At 58.3% G+C, this 26,943-nt stretch carries 17 protein-coding genes and 1 pseudogene; 6 read left to right on the plus strand and 12 right to left on the minus strand.

What is annotated here, in order from left to right; translation table 11 throughout:
• Nucleotides 1-308: 308 nt before the first annotated feature.
• From AB4O23_RS07405 to ycaC, 3 genes are all read right to left on the minus strand, one after another.
• Nucleotides 309-731 carry an HAD family hydrolase gene (locus AB4O23_RS07405; protein ID WP_065879173.1) on the minus strand — a complete coding sequence of 141 codons (423 nt, stop codon included), beginning with the start codon at nucleotides 729-731 and terminating at the stop codon, nucleotides 309-311.
• Nucleotides 728-5,293 (minus strand): RHS repeat-associated core domain-containing protein, encoded by a 4,566-nt coding sequence (locus AB4O23_RS07410; RefSeq protein ID WP_460062747.1) that lies wholly within the window; start codon nucleotides 5,291-5,293, stop codon nucleotides 728-730. Before AB4O23_RS07410 ends, AB4O23_RS07405 begins: the two co-directional genes overlap by 4 nt.
• A 284-nt stretch (nucleotides 5,294-5,577) precedes the next feature.
• The gene (gene ycaC / locus AB4O23_RS07415; RefSeq protein ID WP_017528971.1) at nucleotides 5,578-6,210 is read right to left on the minus strand and encodes an isochorismate family cysteine hydrolase YcaC; all 633 of its coding nucleotides are present in this window, start codon (nucleotides 6,208-6,210) and stop codon (nucleotides 5,578-5,580) included.
• Between the two features lie 345 nt (nucleotides 6,211-6,555).
• Between ycaC and AB4O23_RS07420 the strand changes: the two genes are divergently transcribed.
• The 3 genes from AB4O23_RS07420 to AB4O23_RS07430 all read left to right on the plus strand — a co-directional run bounded on the left by AB4O23_RS07420 (nucleotide 6,556) and on the right by AB4O23_RS07430 (nucleotide 10,415).
• Nucleotides 6,556-7,020 (plus strand): sigma factor-like helix-turn-helix DNA-binding protein, encoded by a 465-nt coding sequence (locus AB4O23_RS07420; RefSeq protein WP_241665023.1) that lies wholly within the window; start codon nucleotides 6,556-6,558, stop codon nucleotides 7,018-7,020.
• Nucleotides 7,017-7,958, plus strand: a complete 942-nt coding sequence (locus AB4O23_RS07425) for a FecR domain-containing protein (protein WP_223496187.1) — start codon at nucleotides 7,017-7,019, stop codon at nucleotides 7,956-7,958. Before AB4O23_RS07420 ends, AB4O23_RS07425 begins: the two co-directional genes overlap by 4 nt.
• Before the next feature lie 102 nt (nucleotides 7,959-8,060).
• On the plus strand, nucleotides 8,061-10,415 hold the full coding sequence (locus AB4O23_RS07430; protein WP_065876723.1) for a TonB-dependent siderophore receptor: 2,355 nt from the start codon (nucleotides 8,061-8,063) through the stop codon (nucleotides 10,413-10,415).
• 311 nt (nucleotides 10,416-10,726) lie between these two features.
• On the opposite strand, the gene AB4O23_RS07435 is transcribed toward AB4O23_RS07430, so the two are convergent.
• The 9 genes from AB4O23_RS07435 to exaC form a co-directional block, all read right to left on the minus strand.
• Nucleotides 10,727-11,503: a LexA family transcriptional regulator gene (locus AB4O23_RS07435; protein ID WP_065876724.1), complete on the minus strand. Its 777-nt coding sequence runs from the start codon at nucleotides 11,501-11,503 to the stop codon at nucleotides 10,727-10,729.
• 212 nt (nucleotides 11,504-11,715) lie between these two features.
• Nucleotides 11,716-12,243, minus strand: a complete 528-nt coding sequence (gene ppa, locus AB4O23_RS07440) for an inorganic diphosphatase (protein WP_003176323.1) — start codon at nucleotides 12,241-12,243, stop codon at nucleotides 11,716-11,718.
• A gap of 108 nt (nucleotides 12,244-12,351) precedes the next feature.
• Complete coding sequence (locus tag AB4O23_RS07445; RefSeq protein ID WP_065876725.1) at nucleotides 12,352-13,167, minus strand: M90 family metallopeptidase; 816 nt, start codon at nucleotides 13,165-13,167, stop codon at nucleotides 12,352-12,354.
• Nucleotides 13,168-13,173: 6 nt separating this feature from the next.
• The gene (locus tag AB4O23_RS07450) at nucleotides 13,174-13,830 is read right to left on the minus strand and encodes a DedA family protein (RefSeq protein ID WP_017528965.1); all 657 of its coding nucleotides are present in this window, start codon (nucleotides 13,828-13,830) and stop codon (nucleotides 13,174-13,176) included.
• Nucleotides 13,831-14,138: 308 nt separating this feature from the next.
• Nucleotides 14,139-14,597 carry a GNAT family N-acetyltransferase gene (locus AB4O23_RS07455; protein ID WP_017528964.1) on the minus strand — a complete coding sequence of 153 codons (459 nt, stop codon included), beginning with the start codon at nucleotides 14,595-14,597 and terminating at the stop codon, nucleotides 14,139-14,141.
• Between the two features lie 91 nt (nucleotides 14,598-14,688).
• Nucleotides 14,689-15,522, minus strand: coding sequence for an ethanolamine ammonia-lyase subunit EutC (gene eutC / locus AB4O23_RS07460; protein ID WP_065876726.1), 834 nt, complete (start codon nucleotides 15,520-15,522; stop codon nucleotides 14,689-14,691).
• On the minus strand, nucleotides 15,519-16,913 hold the full coding sequence (locus tag AB4O23_RS07465) for an ethanolamine ammonia-lyase subunit EutB (RefSeq protein WP_017528962.1): 1,395 nt from the start codon (nucleotides 16,911-16,913) through the stop codon (nucleotides 15,519-15,521). Before AB4O23_RS07465 ends, eutC begins: the two co-directional genes overlap by 4 nt.
• Before the next feature lie 53 nt (nucleotides 16,914-16,966).
• Nucleotides 16,967-18,400, minus strand: a complete 1,434-nt coding sequence (eat, locus tag AB4O23_RS07470; protein ID WP_017528961.1) for an ethanolamine permease — start codon at nucleotides 18,398-18,400, stop codon at nucleotides 16,967-16,969.
• A gap of 210 nt (nucleotides 18,401-18,610) precedes the next feature.
• Nucleotides 18,611-20,131: an acetaldehyde dehydrogenase ExaC gene (gene exaC / locus AB4O23_RS07475; RefSeq protein ID WP_017528960.1), complete on the minus strand. Its 1,521-nt coding sequence runs from the start codon at nucleotides 20,129-20,131 to the stop codon at nucleotides 18,611-18,613.
• A 271-nt stretch (nucleotides 20,132-20,402) separates the two neighbouring features.
• On the opposite strand from exaC, the pseudogene AB4O23_RS07480 reads away from it, so the two are divergent.
• The 3 genes and pseudogenes from AB4O23_RS07480 (at nucleotide 20,403) to AB4O23_RS07490 (ending at nucleotide 26,819) form a co-directional block, all read left to right on the plus strand.
• Nucleotides 20,403-22,310, plus strand: a pseudogene (locus AB4O23_RS07480) (sigma-54-dependent Fis family transcriptional regulator).
• A 438-nt stretch (nucleotides 22,311-22,748) separates the two neighbouring features.
• Complete coding sequence (locus AB4O23_RS07485; RefSeq protein WP_460105806.1) at nucleotides 22,749-25,634, plus strand: hypothetical protein; 2,886 nt, start codon at nucleotides 22,749-22,751, stop codon at nucleotides 25,632-25,634.
• Between the two features lie 231 nt (nucleotides 25,635-25,865).
• The gene (locus AB4O23_RS07490) at nucleotides 25,866-26,819 is read left to right on the plus strand and encodes a hypothetical protein (protein WP_460062758.1); all 954 of its coding nucleotides are present in this window, start codon (nucleotides 25,866-25,868) and stop codon (nucleotides 26,817-26,819) included.
• Nucleotides 26,820-26,943: the final 124 nt, after the last annotated feature.

Below are 26,943 nucleotides of genomic sequence, written 5' to 3' on the forward strand. Positions count from 1 at the left end.
TAGACGGTAAACCGGCGCGACACTAGCAGACATGGGGGATGGGGGCAAATGAGTGGGGTGTCAGCGGTCCGCTGTATCGACCTGATAACGCGTGCTGCGGCGGTCTCTCAGGAAGCGGATGGGTTTGCTGGCAGGAATTGTCATGCTCATGGCGTGCCTTGACACGAGCTTTGGAAAGCGTCTAGCTATTGTTTTTTTTGTTTTGGTGTGCTGCAGTATTCTAACTTTTTCATGTTTCATGGTTGTTCAGATCTGCGACCATCTTTGTGGCTCAAGCCATGGGAGTGATTTAACAAGGGCCCGAATTTTTATTCTGAGACAAGATTAGCGAAGTTCAATTGTCCTTCGAATGAGATGCATGCAATCCATTCCAATGACTTAGATGTTATATAGGTGTGCTGTGGTATTTCTGAAAAAAATCTGAGTGCTTCTTCTAAGTCTTCGGAATGTATGATGTAAGCCTCATCACAAACCGAATCGCCTAAAATAACTATTTCGTCGGTTGCTACATTTTTTATTTCCTTGGCGAGTTGCGAATTCGCTGCGTGCGGAAGTTCATCCTCAAAGCTAATGCTCTTTTTTAATTTGCTCCAAGCGATTTTGCTTCCTGAGAAAGGTATGCGCTCATTGATTTCTCTAACGATAGAATTGTGGTTATTCACAGATAGAATATTAAAGGGGATGTTGTGGGCCTTAAGCTCTTTAATTAGCTCGTCATCAAAGTAACTCATTTTTTCGCGAACCTTTTAGTCAATTTGAATACGGTTTTTGGGCTGGCGTCAAAAAGGTAGTGTGGTCCTTTTTTCTTCGCAGACCAAACATTTATATGGGCGCCATTCTTATTGTCATGCTCAACCCGGTAACCAGTCTTACCGTCGGCTGTCTGCATTCCCACTGGCTCCCCTTTGCGTGGACCGAATCTTCCTGGAGTTGGCTTTTCTGCGCGGAAGTTATTTTCAAGCAGCCAATCTAGTGCTTTATTTGCGGCCTGTTCATATGTTGATGAGCGGATAGCGCCACTAGTCTCCGGGGAGGTGGGGCCATGTTTTTTCGCTAACGCTTCGTCTCTTTGTCCAGGGCACCTCCCGGAGACGCAAGTTAATCCCAACGGATCCACCCACCCCGTAGGATTGGGCGCGTACTGGTAGGCGTTGATCCCACCCGCCAGCTTCACCGGGTCTGGCGTCAGGTAACGACCAATATCCGGATTGTAGTAGCGATGGCGGTTGTAGTGCAGTCCGCTTTCCGGATCGAAGTATTGGCCTTGGAAACGCAGCGGGTTGTCGATTTTTCCTATGTCGAGGCGGCTGATTTGGCCGTAGGCGCGGTAGTGGGCGGACCAGACAATTTCGCCATCAGGAGCTGTGAGTTCCTGCGGCGTGCCGAGGTGGTCGAGTTGGTAGTGGTAGGGCTTGGTGTCTTGTGGGCCGAAGCCTTCCAGCAGCGCCAGCGGCCGAAAGCTGTCCGGTTCATAGATAAAACTGCGATGGCGATCCGCATGGTGTTCGGCGATGAGTTTGTCGCCTTGCCAGAAAAACTCGGTCGTTATGCCATCGACGGTTTTGCTGATGCGTCGCCCAAACGGGTCGTAGCGGTAACTCGCGGTTTGGCCGTTGGGCTGGGTGAGGCCGATCAAGCGATGCTGGCAGTCGTAGCGGTACTCGGTAACGAGTTGATGGCCCTTGCCGCGCCGTTCACGGATCAGGTTGCCGAAGGCGTCATAGTCGTAATGCCGGTCGCCCTGAATCATCAACCGATTGCCCGCCACAATGTCCGGGCCGGGGCGGTCGTGCATCAGTAGATTGCCGGCAGGGGTGTGGCCGAAGCGTTCTTGCAGGTCTTGCGAATGGTCGGCGCGGGTGAGGCGGGCTAGTGGGTCGTAGCGGTAGCGGTGTTCGCCCTTGCGGGTGTCGTTCAGGCGGGTGAGGTTGCCGGATTTGTCGTAATCGTAGTGGCGTTGGTAGAGGTGGTTTTCCTGTTGGGTGACGGTGTGGGCGTGCAGGCGGTGTTGGTCGTCGTAGTGGTAGTGGCTGAGGAGTTGGCCTTGTTGGCGTTGGTGCTCCTGGCCGGATTTGAAGAGGTGCGAGGTCAGCGTTTCGCCATTCAACTCAACTGTCGCCAAATGACCACCTTTGGCGTGGTTGAACACCAGTCGGTTGTTGTCTGGCAGGCGCAGGTGTTGCAGCTGGCCGCACGCGTCATAGCCATAGCGCAAGGTGCCCCAACCCTGATGCTCACCGGTGAGGCGATTTTGGGCGTCGTACTCGTACGCCAGCGCCCAGTGGCCGTCGTCGACGCTGAGGAGGTTGCCTTGGCGGTCGTAGGCGTAATCGACCGTGCTGCCGTCGGGTAAGGTTTTTCGTACGAGTCGGCCGGCGTGGTCGCGCTCGTAAACGGTAACTAGCTGACGGCCGTCGTCGCCGTGTTCGGTTTTTTCCTGAAGGTTGCCGTTAAGGTCGTAGACGTAGGCGGTGCGCTGGCCGTCAAAGCCGATTTCCTGCTGGATCAGGCCGTTGGGGTGGTAGTTGAGCCGGTAGGTTTCGCCGACTTCGTTTTCGATTTCGGTGAGCAACAGCCGAGCGTTGTCGTAGCGGTAGTTGACCTGGCTGCCATCGGCGTTGAGGCGGCGGCTGATCAGGTGTAGGCCGTCGGCGTATTCGTAGCGGGTGACGTGGCCGAGTTCGTCGCGTTCGGCGGTGATTTTTCCGTAGGGGTTGTAGCTGTATTCTCGCGTGGCACCGCCTGGCAACACGATGCGAATCAATCGGCCGACGCTGTCCCATTGGTATTGGGTCAGCGCGCCTTGTTCATCCTCGCGGGCAATCTGGCGGCCCAGATCATCGTAGCGATAGCGCTTGGCGCCGCCATTGGGCCGTTGTTCTTCAATGAGCTGACCGCGTTCATTCCACACCAGGCGGTGACAACTGTGGTCGGGATACCAAACCCCCGTCAGTTGCCCATATTTGTTGTAGCTGTAGTCCGTCACCTCACCATCGGGATCGGTCCTACGCGTTACGTCGCCCTGATCGTTACGCTCGTACTTCCAAACCGCCTCACCACGCCGCACCACCCGTACGAAGCCGTTGTCATGCTCGTAGGACGTCGGCGCGTCATCCCCCGGAAACACCGCCACCAAGCGTCCGGCATCGTCGTACTGATACGCCGTCACCGCCCCGAGCGGATCCTGCTCGACCGTCAGTCGACCCTTGTCATCGTAGGATTTGAAGTGCTGAGCGCCGTCCGGATCAATGCGCTGCACCAGCCGTGCGCGGTCATCGTGGACGTACACTTCCTGACTGCCATCGGCGTTCTGCACGACCACGCGGCCGTCCTCACCCCAGGCATACCGCGTGTCCATCTGCGAAAAACTGGCCCAGTGCCGGACACAGCGTGCCGCCTTGCCGGAGCGTTCCCACTCCCAAAAGAAGCTCGCCCCACCGGCCAGTCCACGCTCCAGAATGACGTGCTGCTCGTCGTACCGATAAACCTCGCTTTCGCCGACGGCGTTGGTCGCCGAAACCAGTCGTCCGGCGTCGTCATAGGCGTAGGAAACAACGCTCTGTTCCGTGATCCATTCGTAAGGCTCGTACCCCTTGGCCCGCTGAACCTGGTAATCCACCGCCACCATGCGGCCCAGTTCATAGCGCAAACACAACGAGCGCCCGACGCCGTTATCCAGCCGTGCAATACGCCCCACCACATCCCGCGAAATCCGCAGGCGGTTGTCATACGCATCGCTGATCGAGACCAGCACCCCGTCACGAAAGTGATAAAACCGCGAGGCCTGGGCCAGCACTAACTCATCCGGCGAAGATCCCAAATAAATCGCCGCTTCAGCCAGGCTGTTGGTGATCGCCGGTCGCGCAACAGTCGGCAGTGGAAACGAAACAGTGCGGTTTTCATGGTCGGTCCACACCACCGAATCGCCCGAAACAGAAAGCCGCTGCGCCAGCGAATGACTCCAGCCAAACCCCAGCCCAACATCCACTTCCACCGCGCTGGTGCGGTACAAACGGGTCCACTCAAACGGCAATATCCCGTCTAAAACACCATCGGTGAGGGTGAGCAATTCCTCCCCAGTGACCATCGACACCGGGCAGCCATTGGTGACGGTCTTGTCCGCCGAAGCCGCCGCATCTCCGTTCGGGGTTTTCCCCGAAACAGGCGCATCGTCGACATGCTCTTTTTGCTTCAGCACCGCGTTCTGCCGCGCCCGCCAGCGCATCTGCAGCGTGCCTTGCTTCACCCCACCGACGACCCCGCGCACCGCCACCGCTTTGTAGCGACCCACCGCTTGCATGAACTTCGCAAGAATCGCCAGCACGCTCTGAACAAAACCAACGGCCTCCTTCACAATCTGCGCGCCGTACCTGGCCAGCCGCAGGCTCAGATACGCCACAGCCGCCGCTGGCAATGCGATGGTCAGCACCGCGCCAATCACAAGGTCAATCAGCAGCGACACCACAAACCCAGCGGCCACTTGCGCAATCTCACTGGGCGGCAATGCGTCCAACCAGATCATCGCCGTGCGCACCAGCAGAAACAGCGCCGCCTCGTCACTGGCGAGCAACATCGCCTGTTCCATGACCTTGGGCGCGTCGGTGGCGATTTGCGCCAATTTGGCGGCCTGATCACCGAGCTCTTCGACGTATTTAAGCGGGTCTTCAAGAACCGCCTGCACCCGCTTGACGCTGTCCCACACGTCCATGATCGCGGCCCAACTGCCCGCCAGCACGCCGCTGCCAATCGCACTCGCGGTGGACTGTTCCCAATAGGGCTTGAAGGTTCGCCACTGCTCGCGAAGCCACTGCTCCAGGTCCGCTGTCAGCCCGGCATAGGAGGCAAACAGTGCATCGACCTGTTCTGCCGACACGCCGCCCTGCACCCGCACTTGATAGCGCCCGCCGGCAGCGCAGTGGTGAGAGCCCTTGCCGTGCTCATCCAGCATGACTGGCGTGGAGCTGCCGTCATCCAGCCCGACCACCTCGACCGCAATCCCGCCAATCGGCACGTCATACAGCGACTCGAATTTGCTCTCGATCTTCAGCTCGCCGCCCGCACGGCAGCGGGCCACGGTGGAAAAATCCGCATCGGAAATACTTACCGAACGCTGCGAGTCCCCGACCCGCACCACCCGATCCATCCCCAACAAGGACGGTATATCTGCCGCGTGGCTCACCGAATCCAGCGCCCGCGAATACCAGGCGCCCATCTGCTGGCGATAAATCATCAGGCTCTGATGAAAGCCATCCAGCTCATGTTCGATAGAGGCAATGTGGGAGGCGTGTGTCATCCGTGACGTCTCGGCAGAGGGCAAGGCGTCGGAGTCTGCCGCAGCAAAAAGCGGCTGGATGAACGGTTGGAAAAGTCAGAATAGGCTGACGAGCAGGATGTAAAAGTCGGCGTCAACTGGTGGGCAAGGGCTACTTAAAATAGCGACATTGCACATAGGAAACAGGGCTTTCCAAGGTGGGAGGGGGGAGCGTTGTTCGGTCTGCGTTCAGATCTATGCAAGCCCTTGCATAGATGCGCAAAAGCCTGCTTTTCAGGGCAGGCTTATCGCGGATCTCGGCTGACTTACTTCTGATGAGCTGTCAGCGCCGCATACCCATTCATCAAGTTGCGATAGTTGGGAATGCGCTGGGACAACAGGTTGCCCAAGCCTTCGATATCGTTGCGCCAGTCGCGATGCAGCTCACACGCCACCGAGAACCAGTTCATCAACTGCGCACCGGCTTGCGTCATGCGGCTCCACGCGGCTTGCTGCACGGTGGTGTTGAACGTGCCGGAAGCATCCGTCACCACAAACACCTCAAACCCTTCCGCCAGCGCCGACAAGGTCGGGAACGCTACACACACATCGGTAACCACGCCGGCAATGATGATCTGTTTGCGGCCGGTGGCTTTGATCGCCTTGACGAAGTCTTCGTTGTCCCACGCGTTGATCTGGCCAGGGCGAGCGATGTAGGGCGCGTCCGGGAACATCTCTTTCAGCTCTGGTACCAGCGGGCCATTGGGGCCTTGTTCGAAGCTGGTGGTGAGGATCGTCGGCAGGTTGAAAAACTTGGCCAGGTCGGCCAGGGCCAGCACGTTGTTCTTGAACTCGTTGGGCGAGAAGTCCTGCACCAGGGAGATCAGGCCGGTCTGGTGGTCGACCAACAGAACTACGGCGTCGTCTTTGTTCAAGCGGTTATAGGTTGGAGCGCTCATGGTTGAATCCTTTTTTGTTTAGGTTGGTTGGGCGTTGCGTTCAACATGGGCATAGATTAATGGGTGAGCGAGGGGGGATAAATCGGCTGGTAGGTGTCTTACTGTCAACTTAAAAGCGACAATGTGCGTAAGCTGATGGTGTTGGCGTGGGCGAGGTGAATGAGCTGTTGTACAGGCATTGGCATCGATGACCAGTCGCTCCTGCACCGCCAAGCCCGGCCCACTCTTGCAATCAGGCTCCAATCACGCCACTATTGAGAATAGTTTTCATTAGCACGGACGCCTCCCGCTGTGTTTCCTACTCGCTCGGCAAACCAAGATCCCCGCCAGCAGGCGCTCCACCGCTTGTTCGGCGAGCACCACAGCTGGCTGCTCGAACGTCTGCGCCTGCGCCTGCACTGTCGTGAAGATGCTGCCGATATGGCCGCCGAAACCTTTGCCCAGGTTGTGGCGCTGCCGGATCCCCATGCCATTCGCGAGCCTCGGGCGTTGTTGAGCCTCATTGGCAAGCGGCTGATGTTCGCTCGCTGGCGACGCAATGATATCGAACGAGCCTATCTCGACGCCCTTACCTCTTTGCCCGAGCCGACCGTGCCTTCGCCCGAGGAACACTGGGTGGTGATGGAGGCGTTGATGGCGGTCGATCAGTTGCTCGATGGCTTGTCGTCCAAGGCCCGCGCGGCGTTTCTATATAGCCAGATTGATGGCCTGACTTACGCGCGCATCGCCGATGAGCTGGGAGTGTCGGTGACGCGGGTGCATCAGTACGTGGTGCAGGGACTGACTGCATGTTATCGAGCCGTTCCGTGACGACAGTGTCCGCAGCGGCGGCACAGGCGATCGAGTGGTATGCACGGCGTGCTTCGGGCGTGTTCACTGAGCAGGAGCAACAGCAATTGATGCTGTGGCTCGAAGCCGACCCTGGTCATCTGCATGCCTGGCAGACCTTGCAGCGGCAGTTGAGCCGTACGGTGGCACCGTTGGTGCAGCAGCAGGCCGCCGTCCATGCGCTGTGCGATGCCGGGCACAGTCGTCGACGTTTGCTGCGTGGCGCCCTCGGTCTGGGCGCGATGGCTGTCGGTGGGCAGTTGTTGACCATGCCGGGTGGGCCGTTACACGCACGTTTTCGCGCCGACCTGCGCACGTCAACGGCCCAACGCCGTAGTTTCACCCTCGAAGACGGTTCGACCTTGCAACTCAACGCCCAGAGTTCCGTCGACCTGAATTTCAACCCTCTGCAGCGTCACGTCCAGCTGTTACGCGGCGCGGCCCAGGCCCAGGTGCGAAGTGATCCGGCGCGGCCGTTTGTGCTGGCGTGCCCGTGGGGCGAGGTCTGGCTCGACAGTGGGCAGTGCCTGCTGGCGATGCAGGCCGGCCAGCCACAAGTGTGGGCACTGGAAGGTTCCTTGCAGTTGCGCACGCCCCATGACAGCCAACACCTCGCCGCCGGCGAGGGCCTGGCGTTCGATGGCCACCGCTGGCGGGACCTCCCGTCGCGTTATGTTGACGAGCGCAGTTGGACCAGAGGGATGCTCGAAGTGCATGACCAGTCTCTGGGCCAGGTGGTTGAGCACCTGGCGCCTTACCACCAAGGGCTGCTGCATGTTTCGCCAGCGGCGGCGGTGTTGCGGATTTCCGGGGTGTTCGCCCTGGATGACACGCGTGGCGCGCTGGCCGCGCTTAGGGATGTGCTGCCGTTGCGCATCGATAACTGGCTGGGCGTATGGACGCGAATCGAGCGTGTTTGAGTTTTTTTTCCCACACCCCTGAAAATATCCCGGGCTTGCGTCACATACCTGTTAGACGCGCGTATTCCGCGCACTCGTTTCCGTACTTCTGCGAGCCCGCTCATGCATCCCAACCTCCTTTTGCCGGTGTTTGCCGGCTGCCTGGCCAGCTTTACCCTGCAAGCGGCCGAAACCGTCTATGACTTCAACCTGCCCGCCGGCGCCGTGGGCGCGACTCTGATAGGGATTGGCCAGGTGAGTGGCCAGCAGGTGCTGTTTATTCCGGCTGATGTGGCAGGTCGTCAGGCGCCTGGGGTGCGCGGCCTCCTGAGCGCGCGTGAAGCGGTACGCCAGAGCCTGGTGGGCACCGACCTGAGTGTGCTGGTCACCGCAAGCGGTGCCTTGAGCGTGCAACGAACTGGTGACGGCCTGACCCTGGATGCCACCACCATTAATGCAATCCGTCAGAGCGGGGAAACCGCTGACGCCGGCTATGTGGCTCAACGTTCCTCGGTCGGCACAAAAACCCGCACGGAACTGGTAAAAGTCCCACAATCCGTGTCGGTAGTGACTCGCGAAGAGCTCAACACGCGCAAAAGCGACAACCTCTCCGACGCGCTCAAGTACACCCCCGGGTTCAGCAGCCAGCCCGCCAGTTTCAGCCGCACCGCCGACGACTACACCCTACGCGGCTTCAACGTCGGCGCCGGTACCGGGGGTATCCTGCGCGATGGTATGAAACTGCAATCGAACCCTTACGATGGCAGCGTCGAAGCCTATGGTCTGGAGCGCGTCGAGGTACTTAAGGGCGCCTCGTCCGTGTTGTACGGCCAGCTCTCGCCGGGCGGCATGATCAATACCGTGAGCAAGCGTCCTACCGATACGCCGCTGCACGAAATCGGCCTGGAACTAGGCAATTACGACCGCCGCCAGTACACCATCGACCTCGGCGGCCCGCTGGATGACCAGGGTGAGTTCAGTTACCGCCTGACCGGCCTTTGGCGCGACAGCGGTACCCAGGTTGACCACGTCGATGATGACCGTCGTTACATTGCCCCGGCCGTGACCTGGAAACCCGACGACGATACCTCACTGACCGTCCTCGCCAGCCACCAGGACACCTATACCGGTTTCTCGCCGCCGATGAGCTATGCACTCAGCAGTTACAGCAACACCGCCGGCTATAAGATCGGCCGCAACCAGTTCGTGGGTGAACCCGGCTACGACCACTTCACCAACCGTATGGACACACTCGGCTACCTCTTCGAGCACCGCTTCAACGACAACCTCGCCGTCAACCACAGTCTTCGTTACTTCCAGGCCAATACCAATTGGGACTACCTGATTCCTGTGTCGGTCAGTGGCAGCCGACTGCTGCGCCGCTACAGCGCCCGCGAAGAGCGTTCCACTGGCTGGACCAGCGACAATAACCTCAACTTCACGTTCGACAGCGGGCGCTGGCAGCACGACCTGGTGCTGGGCGTCGACTACTACCACAAGACTTACGATTCGCACCGTTTTATCAGCTCGACCGTGGCCCAACTGGCACCGCCGCTGAACCTGGCCAACCCGCAATACACCGGTGTCGGTGCCAACACCGCCGCCGATACCGGCAGTGACCTGCACAGCAGCCAGGCCGGCATCTACCTGCAAGACCAGATCACCTTTGACGACAAATGGGTACTGCTGCTCGGCGGCCGCCAGGACTGGGCTGAGAGCGTCACCACTACCTTCGCCACTGAGGCTCGCGCCACCCGCAACGACAAAAAAGCCACCGGCCGTGTAGGCCTGGTCTACCTCGCGGACAACGGCCTGGCGCCCTATATCAGCTACAGCCAATCATTCCAGCCGGCCAGCGTCAGCAACCCGGCCTTCGGCAACGCGTTTGCCCCGCTGGAAGGCGAACAATACGAAATCGGTCTGCGCTACCAGCCTCCCGGCACCGATACCCTGCTCAGCGCCGCCGTCTACCAGCTCGACCAGGACAACTCACTGAGCCTCGACAGCCTCACCAACACCTACGTGCAATATGGCAAGACCCGCTCTAAAGGCCTGGAGCTCGAAGCCAAGGGCAACCTCACCGAGAACCTTCAACTCAGTGCCGGCTACGCCTACACCGATACCCACGTACTGGAAGACAAGACCGCGAGTAACGTAGGTAAGCGCATCGAGGGCGTGCCCTACAACACCGCGAGCCTGTGGGCCAGCTACCGCTTGGCGAGCCTTGGTCTTGAGCGCTTGCGCGTGGGTGCTGGCGCCCGCTACATAGGAACTACGCGGACGACACCGAGTGTTTATGACGGGAAAATTCCGGCTTACACGCTGGTAGATGCGCTGGTTAGTTATGATCTGGACAGCCATTGGCAGCTGCAGGCTAAAGCGCAGAACCTGTTTGATAGGAAGTATCTGTATTGCAATACCACGTGCCGGTATGGCGATGAGCGTAGCTTGATTGGTTCGGTTACGTATAAGTGGTGATAGCCCGCAGAGTGGGCATCTGTTGGCGGGTGAACACGCATTCGCAAATTGCGATATTCCTGACTGGGCAGGTAAGGGGAGTACGAGAGTGGCTTTCAAAAAGACATTAAAAAGCCGGCTTGTGGCCGGCTTCTCGGGGACTGCCTCAGCTTGTTTTTGACAAGCCTCACCAGCCTTCAAATCGCTCAGCCCACGTTGCGTCGGGCTGAATAGTAGGGGCATCCGCGGGAACTCCTCCGCTTCGCCGAGCAGGGTGGATAAGCGTTTGCCACCCCCTGCCAAATGTGCGGCGCATGATACCCACATTCATTTCAAATGCCCACCTCCGGATCCGACTTAGAGCCTTCCCAGCCCAAAAGATGCTCATCCAGCGGCACGGGTGGACGGCGGTTGTTGAGGGTGGACCACCAGAATACCCAGCCGACGATAGTGAAGTTCTGTTCGAAGCGTTCCTCGTAGGTGAGGTATTCGTCCGGGTGTTCGCCGGCGTTGTGGCTACGCATGCGAAGGCCACCTCCCGGCCGGTTGTAGAGGTATTTGATGCGCAGCATGCCGTCGTGTTCGACGGCGTAGATTTCACCGTCGATGATTTGGGTGCGGCCTTTGTCGATGGCGAGGGTGGCGCCTTGTTGGATGATGTCGATCATGCTGTTGTCGACCATGTAGGCGCCTAGCGCGCGGTCGGGGTTTACGTTGAGCGCGTCGAGGGTGTGCAGGGCGACGCGGATGCGTTCGGTTGAGGTGAAGGTTTGGTGGAGGGGGATCTCCACGTCGAGTTTTTCTGGAGGGCAGGCAGGGCCTGTGAGGTACTTTCCGCTTCCTTCGCGGGTGGTGGGCAGTCCTTTACGTGTTTCCGGGCCTTCCAGGAGGAAGTTGGCCGGTGGGTGTTTGGGGCCTTCGCCGGTGCGCAGCCAACGGCTGGAGACGCAGAGCAGTTCTGCGAACTCGTTGAGTCGGCCCATGGGCACGCCGCGTTTGAACCAGTTGTTCACGTGTTGAGGCGTGACGCCGCGGTTCTTGGCGAAGTCGGAGGCGGAAAGATGCACTTCCCGTAACAGCGCTTTTAATCGATCACCTGATGTATTCATAAACGCAGAGTTTACTGGCCGAAAAAACCATTCAAATAAACCATGCGTTGAATTGCGCGTGTAGGTTTTTACTTAGTTGTGGCTTGATCTTTCAGTTGTGCAACTTAGGTCAACGTTATGTGTTACGCGTTTAACTGGGAGTTTAATTTTTTTCATAAAAAAGCCCCGAGCAGTCGGGGCTTTTTAACTTGCCTGGGCAAGAGGAGCAGGTATCAGCCTTTATAGGCAGCGACCGACTTCATGATCTCGGCGCGGGCGGCGTCTGCGTTGCCCCAACCGTCGATCTTCACCCATTTGCCTTTTTCGAGGTCTTTGTAGTTTTCAAAGAAGTGCTTGATCTGTTCCAGCAGCAATGGCGGCAGATCGGTGTATTCCTTCACGTCCACGTACAGCTGGGAGAGCTTGTCGTGCGGGACTGCGATCACTTTGGCATCGCCGCCGCCGTCGTCGGTCATGTTCAGGATGCCGACTGGGCGTGCGCGGATAACCGAGCCTGGGGTAACCGGGTAAGGGGTCACCACGAGCACGTCGAGGGGGTCACCGTCGTCAGCCAGGGTGTTAGGGATGAAACCGTAGTTGGCCGGATAGAACATCGGGGTGGCCATGAAACGGTCAACGAACAGGCAGTCGCTGTCTTTGTCGATTTCGTATTTGATCGGCGCGTGGTTGGCCGGAATCTCGATGGCGACGTAGATGTCGTTCGGCAGGTCTTTGCCAGCCGGAATCTTGCTGTAGCTCATTGGGCGTTGCCCCCGTAGTTGGCCATATGACATGGCCGGATTGGCCTAAAAGTGGCGGCGATTATAGGCATATTCTGACGCCGATGCCATGCGCCAGACGTCGTACGGTCATTCGTCTTGTGGCTGATAACGTGGGTCGTGCGCCTGCAAATGGTTCAGGCGGGCCAGGGGATCCTGGCGATAAAAGCGGCTGAGCTGGGCGTACACCTGTGGATAACGGTTGACCAGTAAATCCGGGGCACTGAAAAAATATTCACTGGTCACGGCAAAGAACTCCGCCGGGTCTTGCGCCGCATACGGGTCTATGTCGGTTTCGGCATCCGGGTCGGCGTCCAACTGGCGATTGAGATCATCAAACGCGCTTTGCATCACGCTGGCCCACTCCTGCACGCGCATGTCGCTGTGCAGCGGCGGCAAGCCATTGGCGTCGCCGTTGAGCATGTCGAGCTTGTGCGCCAGTTCGTGAATCACCAGGTTGTAGCCTTCCCACTGGCCGCTGGCGAGCACGCCGGGCCAGGCGAGGATCACCGGGCCTTGTTGCCAGGCTTCGCCGCTGTGTTCGCCGTCCCACTCGTGTTCCACGCCGCTGGCATCGCGATGGCGCTGGGGGCTCAGGAAGTCGTCGGGGTACAGCACGATTTCGTGGAAGCCCTGGTACCAATCGAGATCGCCAAGGTGCATCAGCGGCAGTTGCGCCTGGGCGGCGAGCAGCAGGCGTTGCTCCTGGTGCAGCTTGACGCCGAGCAGTGCGGTGAGGTGTTTTTCGGCGAGAAATACTACGCAGGCTTCGCGCAGCCACTGGTCCTGCTCGGCGCTGATGCCGTCGAGGAAGGTCAGGTGGTGGCGCACCCGTTGCCAGGTGTCATCGGCAATCGGGTTCTTGGCCAGCAGTCGCCGGCGACGCCAAGCGCTGAAGGACCACATGGCCGGTTACTGCTGCTTGGCTTCGGAGGAGGTACGGCCAAAGCGGCTGCGCAATACGCTGATGATCATCGGCACCAGCGACAGCAGGATGATGAACACCACCAGCAGCGACAGGTTTTTCTTGATAAACGGCACGTTGCCGAAGAAGTAGCCCAGGGTCACCAGGCCGCCGACCCAGAGGATGGTGCCCAGCACGCTGAAACCGAAGAACCGCGGGTAGGGCATCTTCGCAATGCCGGCAACGAATGGCGCAAAGGTGCGCAGGATCGGCAGGAAACGCGCCAGGGTCACGGTTTTACCGCCGTGCTTGTCGTAGAAGTCGTGGGTTTTTTGCAGGTAGTCGCGGCGGAAGATTTTCGAATTCGGGTTGTTGAACAGGCGCTCGCCGATGGTTCGCCCGATCACGTAGTTGGTGCTGTCACCGAGGATCGCCGCCAACATCAACAGACCGGCCAGCAACACCGGGTCCATGCCACCACCTGCAGCGACGGCGCCGGCGATAAACAGCAAGGAATCACCCGGCAGGAAGGGCATGACCACCAGGCCGGTTTCGCAAAAGATGACCAGAAACAGGATGGCGTAGATCCACGGACCGTAATTGGTTACCAGCAGGTCGAGGTAAACGTCGAGATGCAGGATAAGGTCGAGCGGGTTGAAATCCATGGATGACACCTGTGTGAACGGCCCGGCTCTGCAGGCCTGTGCGGAAGCTCGGGTAATAAGGCTACACCGGTATGCCGTATTTTCTTACAACCCTGAAAGGTCCGCATTATACGGATTGAACTGTGAAAAGCGTGTGGGTTTTGTAGCGAAGAGTGTCGTGGTGCACGGCGTGGGAACCGCTGGAGACTCAACTGTGGGAGGGGCTTGCTCCCGATTACGGTGGGTCAGTTATAAATAGTCTGACTGGCCCAGCGCAATTGGGAGCAAGCCCTCTCCCACGGGGATATGCGGTGTTTGGTCTGTCGAACTTAATCCTCGCTGATCGGCAGGGTGTAGTTCTTGAACTCCGTGTCTTCGCGAAAACCGATCGACTCATAGGTCTTCTGCGCCACTTCATTGTCACTGCTGGTAGACACCCGCAGCCGCACCGCGTGGGTCTCCTTGGCCATTTTTTTCGCTGTGCGCATCAGGTTGTCCGCCACCAGTTGCCGGCGTGCGTCCTCGGCTACATAGATATCGTTGAGGATCCACACCCGCTTGAGCGACAGCGACGAAAAGCTTGGGTACAGCTGGCAAAAGCCCAGCAGTTTTTTGTCGTCATCATCGGCCAGGGCCAGGTAAATCACCGACTCCTTGCGGCGCAGGCGCTTTTCCAGAAAGGCCCGCGACGAGTCCGGGAAGGGCAAGGCCCCGTAAAATTCACGGTATTTGACGAACAGGGGGGTCAGCAGGTCCAGGTGTTCCAGGGTCGCTTGAGTAATCCGCATGCCAGGCCTCGACTTCCAAAGGGGTATGACCACGCGCGCGGCCGTGACTCGATGCTGCCTAAAGACGCCAAAAAGCGCAATCGTGCCGGGATCAGTCTGCGGGTGGGCTGAGCAGGAAATTACCCTTCATCAGGTCCGGATCGTCGGACTCGATCGTTTGCACCTGCGCCTCGTCCTTGAGATTGACCCCTGATAACTGTCGGCGACATGCCTCGCGCATCAAGTACAGCAAACGATGGGCCGCCATGCCGTAACTCAAGCCTTCCAGGCGTACGTTGGAGATGCAATTGCGGTAGGCATCGGTGAGGCCGACCTTGGGGTTGTAGGTGAAATACAGTCCCAGGCTGTCCGGCGAACTGAGCCCTGGCCGCTCGCCGATCAGGATCACCACCATCTTTGCGCCGAGCAAGTGCCCGATCTCATCGGCCACGGCCACGCGGCCTTGTTCCACCAGTATGACGGGTGATAAGGACCAGCCTTCGGCGTGGGTCTGTTCCTCCATGCGTGTCAGAAACGGCAACGTGTGTTTATGCACCGCCAGCGCAGACAAGCCATCGGCCACCACCACCGCCAAGTCCACGCCGCCAGGGTTGGCCGCCGCATGGTCACGCAGGGTTTGCGCCGATTCATCGCTCAAGCGCCGGCCCAAATCTGGGCGTTGCAGGTAGCTGTGCCGGTCGGCGGCGGCGCTGTGCAGCAACAGGCTGTCGCGGCCGCGCTCGGCCAACTGGCTGCTCAGGCCTGCAGGGTCGAAGGGCAAATGCACGGCATCGCGCGCCTGGGCGTGGGCGAACTGGAAGTCCAACTGGGCGCTGGTTGGGATGCTGGTACCGGTACGGCCCAGGGCGATACGCGCCGGGGTCAGGCGGCGCAGTTCCAACCACGGGTTGTCAGGCAATTCTGGGTGCACGGTCGGCTCCTTCATCCCAATTGCGCCAAGGCGTGGCGAAACGCCGGTGGCAGGCTGTTGCCGAAGCGTACTTTACCGTCGGCTTGCGTGAAGATGCCCATTTTCGCCAGCCACTGTTCGAACTCCGGCGCCGGTTTTAAACCCAGGGTTTGGCGGGCGTATAAGGCGTCGTGGAACGACGTGGTCTGGTAGTTGAGCATGATGTCGTCGGAGCCGGGGATGCCCATGATGAAGTTGATGCCGGCCACGCCGAGCAGGGTCAGCAGGGTGTCCATGTCGTCCTGGTCGGCTTCGGCATGGTTGGTGTAGCAGATGTCGCAGCCCATCGGCACGCCGAGCAACTTGCCGCAGAAGTGGTCTTCGAGGCCGGCGCGGATGATCTGTTTGCCGTTGTACAGGTATTCGGGGCCGATAAACCCGACCACGGTATTGACCAAAAACGGCTTGAAGTGTCGGGCCACCGCATAGGCGCGGGTTTCGCAGGTTTGCTGGTCGACGCCAAAGTGCGCGTTGGCCGACAGGGCACTGCCCTGGCCGGTTTCGAAGTACATCAGGTTCTGGCCCAGGGTGCCGCGGTTCAGGCTCAAGCCCGCATCGTAGCCTTCCTGCAGCACGCTCAGGCTGATGCCGAAACTGGCGTTGGCCGCCTCGGTGCCGGCAATCGACTGGAACACCAGGTCCAGCGGCACGCCACGGTTGATCGCCTCGATGGAGGTGGTGACGTGGGTCAGCACGCAGGCCTGGGTGGGGATTTCGTAGCGCTGGATGATCGCGTCAAGCATCTCGAGCATGGCGCAGATCGAGGCGATGCTGTCGGTGGCCGGGTTGATGCCGATCATGGCGTCGCCGTTGCCATACAGCAGGCCGTCGAGAATGCTCGCGGCGATGCCGGCCGGTTCGTCCGTCGGGTGGTTGGGCTGCAGGCGGGTCGATAGGCGCCCGCGCAAACCCATGGTGCCGCGAAACTGGGTGACCACGCGGATCTTCTGCGCGACCAGCACCAGGTCCTGCACGCGCATGATCTTGGAGACGGCGGCGGCCATTTCCGGCGTCAGGCCGGGCGCCAAGGCGCGCAGGGATTGCTCATCGGCCGCGTCGCTCAGCAGCCAGTCGCGCAACCCGCCGACGGTGAGGTGGCTGACCGGGGTAAACGCCTGTTTATCGTGGGTGTCGATGATCAGCCGAGTGACTTCATCGCTTTCATAGGGGATCAGCGCTTCCTGCAGGAAGTGCTTGAGCGGGATATTCGCCAGCGCCATTTGCGCCGCCACCCGTTCACCGTCGTTTTGCGCGGCCACGCCGGCCAAAAAATCCCCGGAGCGCGCGGGGCTGGCCTTGGCCATCACGTCCTTGAGGCTGTCGAAGCGGTAGGTTTGTGTACCCACCGCGTGGGAAAAGCTTGCCATACAGTGTCTCCTTGGCGACGCGGGCAAGGCGCCCGCGCCGAGGTTTACGGCAGTTAGTGCAAGGCGGCCTCCGCGGCCTGGATCGCCGCGAATTCCTCTTCGGGCGTGCCTGCTACCAAGTGATGCCGGCTGTAGAAAGCAAAGTAAGCAATTAATACTCCATAGATGATCGCGGCGCCAATCACCACCCGTGGGTCCACCAGAAAGCCCGCCACCACGGCCACGCAGGCCAGTACCAGCGCTACGCCGGAAGTAAAGATGCCGCCCGGCGTACGGTAAGGACGTTCCATTTTGGGGCGGCGGATGCGCAGGGTGATGTGTGCGGCCATCATCAGCACGTAGGAAATGGTCGCGCCAAACACCGCCACCAGGATCAGCAAATCACCTTGGCCGGTCAGCGACAGGCCGAAACCGATGATGCCGGGGATCACCAGCGCCAGCACCGGGGCCTTGCTTTTATTGGTCTGCGACAACTTGCGTGGGAGGTAACCGGCGCGCGACAAGGCAAAGATCTGCCGCGAATAGGCATAGATAATCGAGAAAAAGCTCGCAATCAGCCCGGCCAGGCCCACCAGGTTGACGAAGCTGCCCATCCAGGTCGAGCCGCCGTAGGACAACGCCAGCGCTTCTACCAGCGGGTTACCGGATTTGATCAGCGCATAAGTCCCCGCGCCGCCGGGTGCGATCACTAGGATCAACAGAGCAAAACTGGTCAGCACCACAATGGCGCCGATCAAGCCACGCGGCAGGTCGCGCTTGGGGTTCTTGGTTTCTTCGGCGGCCAGTGGCACCCCTTCTACCGCGAGGAAAAACCAGATGGCATAGGGGATCGCCGCCCACACGCCAACGTAGCCGAAGGGCAGGAAGGTGCTGGCGCCCTTGGCTTCGGTCACCGGGATGTCCAGCAGGTTGGCGACGTTGAAGTGCGGCACCATCGCCACCAGGAAGACGCCCAAGGCAATCGCGGCGACGGCGGTGATCACAAACATCAGCTTCAAGGCTTCACCGACGCCGAAGATATGGATGCCGATAAAGATGATGTAGAACGCCAGGTAGATCATCCAGCCGCCAATGCCGAACAGCGATTCGCAGTACGCGCCGATAAACACCGCGATGGCGGCCGGGGCGATGGCGTATTCGATCAAAATCGCGGTGCCGGTGAGGAACCCGCCCCAGGGGCCGAAGGCGCTGCGGGCAAAACCGTAGCCGCCGCCGGCGGTGGGGATCATGGAAGACAGTTCGGCCAGGGAAAAACACATGCACAGGTACATGGTGGCCATCAGCAAGGTTGCGAGGAACATCCCGCCCCAGCCACCTTGGGCCAGGCCGAAGTTCCAGCCGGCGTAGTCGCCCGAGATCACATAGGCGACGCCGAGGCCGACCAGCAGCACCCAGCCGGCGGCGCCTTTTTTAAGTTCGCGTTGTTGGAAGTAGTCGGTGCCGACTTTTTCAAAGTCGACGGAAGAGCCAGTGGGTTCGCTAGGCATGGGAAAGTACCTTTCATTGTTATTGTTTTTAACTCGGCATCTTTGTGCCGGATGCACATCGCAAGTACTTATGAATATCCAAACCTGGGGGAGGGGGCTTGCTCCCGATGGCGGTGGGCCAGTGATATAAACATTGGCTGACACAATGCAATCGGGAGCAAGCCCCGTCCCACAGGTTTAACCGCATTTCAAAGTGGGTGGGGTGATGGGTTAGAAGAAGCCCAACGGATTAATGTCGTAACTCACCAGCAAGTTTTTAGTCTGCTGGTAATGGTCCAACATCATCTTGTGCGTTTCACGGCCCACGCCGGACTTCTTGTAACCACCGAACGCAGCATGCGCCGGGTACAGGTGATAGCAGTTGGTCCACACGCGCCCGGCCTTGATCGCCCGGCCCATGCGGTAGGCGCGGTTGATGTCGCGGGTCCACACGCCGGCGCCCAGGCCGAACTCGGTGTCGTTGGCAATCGCCAGGGCTTCGGCTTCGTCCTTGAAGGTGGTGATACTCACCACCGGGCCGAAGATTTCTTCCTGGAATACGCGCATGTCGTTGGTGCCCTTGAGCAGGGTCGGCTGGATGTAATAACCGCCGGCCATGTCGCCGGTGAGTTTTTCCACTTTGCCACCGGTGAGCAGTTGCGCGCCTTCACCCTTGGCGATTTCCAGGTAGGACAGGATCTTGTCGAACTGCTGCTCGGATGCCTGGGCGCCGACCATGGTGTCGGTGTCCAGCGGGTCGCCGCGCTTGATCTGTTCGATTTTCTTCATCACCACTTTCATGAAGTCGTCGTAGATCGACTCTTCCACCAGCGCGCGGGATGGGCAGGTGCACACTTCGCCCTGGTTGAAGAACGCCAGCACCAGGCCTTCAGCGGCTTTTTCGATAAACGACGGCTCGGCTTTCATGATGTCGGCGAAGAAGATGTTCGGCGACTTGCCGCCCAGCTCGACGGTCGACGGAATAATGTTCTCGGCCGCCGCATGCATGATGTGCGAGCCCACCGGGGTGGAGCCGGTGAAGGCGATCTTGGCGATGCGTTTGCTGGTGGCCAGGGCTTCGCCGGCTTCTTTGCCGAAGCCGTGCACGACGTTCAGCACGCCCGGTGGCAGCAAGTCGCCGATCACTTCCATCAGCACGTTGATGCCCAGCGGGGTCTGCTCGGCCGGCTTGAGAACCACGCAGTTACCGGCGGCGAGGGCCGGGGCGAGTTTCCAGGCGGCCATCAGCAGCGGGAAGTTCCACGGGATGATCTGGCCGACCACGCCGAGGGGTTCGTGGAAGTGATAGGACGCGGTGTGCTCGTTGATCTCGGCGCTGGTGCCTTCCTGGGCGCGCAGGCAGCCGGCGAAGTAGCGGAAGTGGTCGGCGGCCAGTGGGATGTCGGCGTTGAGGGTTTCACGCACGGCCTTGCCGTTGTCCCAGGTTTCGGTGATGGCCAGCAGTTCGAGGTTTTGTTCGATGCGGTCGGCGATTTTCAGCAGCACCAGCGAGCGGTCCTGCGCCGAGGTCTTGCCCCAGGCGTCAGCGGCGGCGTGGGCGGCGTCTAGCGCCTTGTCGATGTCTTTGGCAGTGGAGCGCGGGAATTCGGCGATAGGCTTGCCGTTGACCGGCGAGGTGTTGGTGAAGTAATTGCCGTCGACCGGCGCAACGAACTCGCCACCAATGAAGTTGCCGTACTTGGCTTTGAACGAAACGATCGCGCCTTCAGTACCGGGGTGTGCGTAACGCATGGTGGGTATCTCCTGGCTTTTATGTTTATTGGAGTGCAGCGCTCAAGCGCTTGATAAAGCGTAGAGCAAAGGTTGGGCCAGTGCTCTGCGGGTCAGTTAAATCAAGGGCTTGGGGTTTGTTGCAAGGCGTTGCTGTCACGCAGGCGGTACAGCCGCGTGACAGTTTGTGCCATAAACGGTACAGGCTGTGACCGGTGGGTCGGCGCGGGATTGCATCTGCCGCAGGGCTGGGGGATGCTGGGCGCTCTCACGCCGGGAGAATAATAAGAACATGCACAACGATCATTTCAGTCGCCATGCCCAGCAAGTCTTGACCGTTACCCGTGGGCAAGACCTTACCCAGGGCCCCGGCAGCGACCCGTCCATCGCCCGCTCCTGGTTGCGTTGCCTTCAGGACTACCACCTCGACCCTGCGCTGACCATCGCTCCCACCGTGCTTGAACACGCGCGTCTGCTGGAAAGCCGCGAGCGTCTGCAGCACGTGCTGCACATCGCCGGCAGCGAAATGAACAGCCTGCACCAACAACTCTCCGGCGCCGGCCACGCGGTGCTGCTGACCGATGCGCGCGGGGTGATCCTCAACTGTGTCACCGCGCCGTCCGAGCGCAAGATTTTCGAGCGCGCCGGGCTGTGGCTCGGTGCCGATTGGAGTGAAGCCTGCGAAGGTACCAATGGCATCGGCACCTGCCTGGTGGAGCGCCAGTCCCTGACCATCCACCGCGATGAACACTTTCGCGGCCGGCATACCGGGCTGACCTGTTCGGCCAGCCCGGTGTTCGACCCTCACGGTGAGCTGCTGGCGGTGCTGGATGTGTCGTCGGCGCGGGAGGCGGTGTCGCGCCAGAGCCAGTTTCACACCATGGCATTGGTCAATCTCTCCGCGAAGATGATCGAGAGCTGTTACTTCCTGCGTCATTTTGAGAACCACTGGCTGCTGCGGTTCCATTTGCAGGCCGAGTCCGTGGGGTTGTTCAGTGAAGGGCTGTTGGCGTTCGATGGCGAAGGTCGGGTGTGCGCGGTCAACCAAAGTGCGTTGAACCTGCTCGGGCAGGTACGTGGTGGTTTGCTGGGCCAGCCGGTGGAAGCGTTTTTCGAGTGCTCCCTGGACCAATTGCTCGCTCGCTCCAGCGCCAATGCGACCGCCAGTTGGCCTCTGCGCACCCGTGATGGCCGGCATTTATTTGCGGCGTTGCGGGGGCAGGCACGCAATGTGCCGGTCGCCACCGCCAAGCCCGTGGCGCCGCGCCTTGCAGATATCTGCCTGGGCGACCCGGCCCTGCAAAATGATTTTCGTAAAGCACTGCGCGTATTTGAGCGCGACGTGCCGTTATTGATCAACGGCGAAACCGGCTGCGGTAAAGAAGCTTTTGCCAAGGCCGTGCATCAGGCCAGCTCGCGTGCCGACAAGCCCTTCGTGGCCCTCAACTGCGCCGCCATCCCCGAAAACCTGATTGAAAGTGAGTTGTTCGGTTATCGCGGTGGCAGTTTTACCGGTGCGCTCAAAGAAGGGATGCGCGGCAAGCTGCAACAGGCCGATGGTGGCACGTTGTTTCTCGATGAGATCGGTGACATGCCGTTCGCGTTGCAAACCCGTCTGCTGCGGGTGTTGGAAGATCGAGTGGTGGTGCCCATCGGCGGCGCGCCGCAGGCGGTGGATGTCAGAGTTATCAGCGCCACCCATCGTAACCTGTCAGCACGTGTTGCCAATGGCAGTTTCCGCGAAGATCTTTACTATCGTCTCAACGGCCTTGAAATTGCGGTGCCCCCCTTACGCGAGCGTAGCGACAAAGCACAATTGCTGGCGTTTTTGCTTGCAAATGAAGCTGCAGGACAGGTTGTGTCGCTTGATGAGACGGCGCACCACGCTCTGCTCGAATACGCTTGACCTGGCAACGTTCGGCAATTGCGCAACGTACTTCGCACGTTGGCAGCGCTGTGCGAGAACGGGCAAATCGGTTTTGAAGACCTGCCGCCAATCATCCGCCAGGCGCGAGCGATGACGGTTGTCGAGTCTGGCCAAGAGCGCGCACTGGACGATGCAGAGCGGGTGGCGTTGCTCAACGCATTGAAGCAGCAACATTGGCACATGTCCCATACGGCAAAGAGCTTAGGGGTAAGCCGGAATACGCTTTACAGGAAGCTGCGCAAACACGGAATCGAACGTTGTTCACAAGTATGATCGCCACCTTGTCGCCACAAAATTTACGAAGCCTGAGGGAGGGGGTAGGGCCGAAATAATTGGATAAGAGTTTTCGAATTTTTTTTGAATTACTTGTATGAAATCACACCACTCAGGGTACGAACAGTTACTGAATTTAATCGTACCCGAGTGTGGAAAGATGACGAATTTTGAAGGTGTAAAAGCAACACCGTCCTTTTCGAATAACATGGCGCGCGAATTACCATTGGTTGCCGCCAGGGCGACTAACGATAATGCATTCGTTACCAACCCCCCTCCGCGAAAATACCGGACACCCCCGAAGCGCGAGCTACTGCTGACGCTCAATTGGCCAAGCCCTACGCGATCGCATTGGCGACGCGCTCTTACCACACCTCAATTTCCCCTCCCGATGTTCCAGTTGCTCCCGAGTCGACGCTTGGGCGCTGGCGTACCCAATTGGACAGTGCTTTCAAGAGCCCCGGATTTATATCGTGGGCAAAAGAGCAGGGGCTTGATACCAAAAAACTCAAACTGGATCCGTTCCTCGGGGAGTTGACTGCAATTGTAAATGGCCAGTTGCAAACGTTCTCCCTGACCGACGATTCGGGTTGGTCAGATATTTCTCGAGTGCTGTTATCCATTGCAAAGGCGATCGCCCCAATGTCCGGGCAGGCGTTCGATTATCCCTGGCCCGAAGGGAAGATGCCGTTGTACACGGTGGGGAGGTTTTATGGCGAACCTGTCGACCTCTCGCCTTCACAAGCCGCCTCACACATTAAGCAATTGAAAGAAGGGCGCGCGTTTGAGTTTGCGCCTGTAAAGCAGGCACTGCAGCGATCTGTAGAGGCGCTGGCGGGGCACGAGGAGGCGCTGGGGAATGAAGCAAATCGTCATGCGCTTCTTGCTGCGCTGAGGTCACAGGTAGACGACGCCGAAGGGAAGATCGACCTGAGTAACGTCAGGGTTGCGATTGACCCACGTTCGAGTTTGTTCCTTCGCGAACAGCGCCGGGAAATAAGTGTTGCGCAACTGCTCGAAGAGCAAGGGCAGAAACCACCTGCGAGCAGCGAACTGGCGCATGACTTGGCCAACGCTATGTCCTTTGACCTTGCCCACCGGGTGCCTGGTGCCGATGCTGGGGGGGTAAGGCATATTGTTGGGCTGCTGAACAAAACCTCATTGCGCAAGATGAAAGCGGTGGTGGATCAGTGGAAGTTGGCGCATGCAAGTCAAGCTGCTGAACCGCAAGTGGGGGCAGGGGCAGGTAGCTTGTTACGTAGCCTGATTAGCACGCTTTCAGCATCTGAGAAGAAGGCAATTGCCGACAATCCTTCATGGGGAGTGGACCAGCTCATTCGGTCGCCCGATGCTCAGGCATTGGGCAGCGCTATACAAACGCGTATCAAACTAGCAGCATCGCCGACCGGTGCGCTTGAGGCCTTGACTGCGGCGCTCTTGCAAGAGCTCGATCCTAACCCAGAGCGGTCACGTTTCAACGTGGCGGGCTATAACCTTTATAAAAGCGAAAATGTGGGTGCCTGCGCTGCTGAAATCGTCAAACGCTTTACTGCTCACCTTGAAAGTAAAGTGGGAGTTGAAGCCGCCCCGCTTGCTGCGCAACTATTGCTATCAGCCGTCGCTCCTGAACTGCTGGTGAAGAACACGCCTGCGAACCTTGTGTATGGATCTCATACGTGGGCGGAGTTCTCTATAGCGGTTGCATTGGTAGAGCATGAGGCACCCGGTGCGTCGGGGAACATGACGTTCAGTCAAGTCATGAGCTATGCGGATGCGCAACTTCGTATTCTTGAAGGGAGGGAGGCGTTAGCCGCAGCGTCAACCGATCCGCTTATTGCGTGGGGCCTCGCTAATCAGGTGATTAAATGCAATCCAAAAGGGCAGTACACGTCCGAAGAGATTGAACAATCATTAAAGGTATTAAAAAAACAGAAAAAGGAATTGGAGTGGGCGCGCGTCGAGCTAATGAAACCAACGCCTACTCGGCAGGAAGCGGCGTTGGCCGAGTTCAAACGGGTGTTCCCTGAGGTTGATCCGACGAAGGCGACGTTACGGAGTGTTCATGAAGCCGGGTATGTCGTATCGCCCCTGGATGTCTATATGACGAAGCCTCAGCATTTGGATTGGTGGAAGTCGCGAAATGAAAAGGAATTTTCGTGGGAACAGGTGAAAGCTCGCTTTTCTGAGCTTGATGACAATATCGATAAAAAGTTCTCTGATGAGTTTGAAGTGTATACGAAGACTCAAGCAGCTGCCTGGGCTATTCAGTTCAAGTATCAAGTGTCTTTGCTACCATGGGTGGAACAGGAGCGTATAAAAAACTCTGAGGTAACGTTCGTCGGTGTGTCTCGCCCGTTTTTGGGAACGAAGCTAAATAGTCGCGGCGGCCTGTTCCCTGAGCGCATACCACGAACGCCGACCCCGCATGAACTCAAAGAACTAGACGGGGTGTGCGGTTTACTTATGAAAGTGAAGGCAGCGGATGGCAAGGTGGAGTACTACAGTTATTTTCCAGGCCTAGGGAAAATAGTTAAGGAACAGGGCGTGCCGGAAGAACAGTCTAACTTTGACGATAGCAAGTATTTTCCCTCGGACTCAACGCCGCGTGTGCCGGGTACTAATAATGTGTTTACGATATTTGATGCTGTTGATCCGAACCCAGCCTCGCCTGACGTAGCGGGTGAAGAAAGCGCACCTTATTTTTCTCGACGGACGGGTAGGCTGGCGACCGTCGTGGGTAAATTCTTCACCAAAGATTATGGCGACTTAAAGGCACGGGCTGCCGGTGAAACAATTATTGAAAAGAATAATAGAAAAATTAAGGCGATCAATGATTTTATTCTTTCGCTTGTCCCTTTTTATGACGGCATCAAAGATGCGATCAAGGGTAATGTTGCGGGCTCGGTTTTTAATCTCGGGTTTGACCTCTTAGGGTTCTTTCTTCCTGGGGCGCGCGCCGCGAGCAGAGCGGCGAAACTTGGAAAATCAACCGGAAAAATACTCAAAAGCTCTTTCTTTGCTGGCCTTGGCGCTTCTACGGGTGTCACCGATACTATTGAGCTTCCGAAAAACCTCAAGCGGGGGGCAGTAGCATTGGGTCAGGATGCAAGATCGCTGCAAAAACATGCAGATGAGGTGCTCCCTCGATTAAAAGGGAATTATGGATCTTATGAAGTGACTAGGACTTATAAAGAAGGTGATATTGTCAAGGGGTTCTATCAAATAGAATCTGACGGCGTGTATAAGCCCATCGTCGCGATACTTAAAAAGGGGGGTGGTATGCGTACAGTAGTGTCACCAATACCCCGTTTGGCCCTCAGTTAGTGCAATTTGGTACGTTGAGCGCACTGCAGTCCTCGAATAAACCGAAATGATTTGCGGGTGGCCAATTAACTGCTCCTCACACGCTCCAGTGTCAGTGGTCAATGTTGGCGCGTTATGTGTTAGTGATGAATTTTTAATTTTAATTTGGAACCGTTAAAGCTCTTTTAGTTACACAGTGGGTGAAAGAAACGGATGGCTTTCTAATGTAAATCAATCATTAGGTAGGGCATTATGATATTTTCAAATTCAGTGACACGGCGGGTAGCTTTCTCAAAAGTTGGGGATATTTTTAGTGGGGGGTGGACCAGGACCCCCACCCCACCCCCTATCAAGGGGTTTGAACTTACAAAGATAGAAGTCCAGGCCGGGCCCAAGTCTGCAGGCAGCAGCAAGCACGATTTCGATCAGGACTTCGTCGATAAAAAAGTGAGTGGCTTTGAAGGGCCGGGGCACGTCAGTGGCAAGCGCCAGCCAGGGGATACCCCCGATGCAGATACTCCTGATTCTCCAGAAATCACTCAATACAGAGAGGCGAACAGGAAGAAGTGGCAGGCTGAACAAGATGCTAAAGCCCGGGATAAGTTGTTTGATCAGCCGACCCCAGGTCGAGTAGACGGAAGGGAGGCTGAGCCTTTTTCGCAGAGTGGCCTTGAAGACAACGCCGAGGTGGTAGTAAAGGCTAAAACTGCGAAAGCGAATCGGGCGCTTCCGCTTGAGGCGCGAAATATAGCCAAGACCGCCGCGATTACGACGGCGATCACAGCACCCATAACGGCGACCGCGACACTTGCCGCGAACGTCGTTCTGGAACGTCTCAAACCCAAAATCAATCCAGCGCGGACGCCAGCTACAGAGCAGCATGTGATGGAGTCGCGGCTGGTTGATAATGCTCAACGGAACGTATTTCTGTTAGCAAATACGCTGGGTAGTCTTCGTTCGGAAGAGGGCGTCAAACCCAGTGTGGAGTGGTTGGCAAAAACAAATGATGAACGCATGGATTACTTGGATGAGATGCTGGACTACCTTGAAAAGGAGTTTGCTGTAGAAGCGAACTCGCGGGGTATTCAAACTCAGCCTCCGTCAATCGGCGCGCAAGAAGAGGATATCAAGAGCCGGGCCACTGGCATGGAGTCCAGAATGGCATACATCAACGGTCTGTTGAGCGCCATAAAACCCAAGGTGTAGTTAATTCGCGCCTCATACACGGTGTAATGGGCGGTTCCGACTGAACCGCTCATAAGCAGTTGCTCACTTAACAGGGGGGCAACTGCTTATCGTGTTGTTCATGCCATAAAGTCACGCTGCGGTT

The sequence above is a fragment of the Pseudomonas sp. H2_A10 genome, from assembly GCF_054680085.1.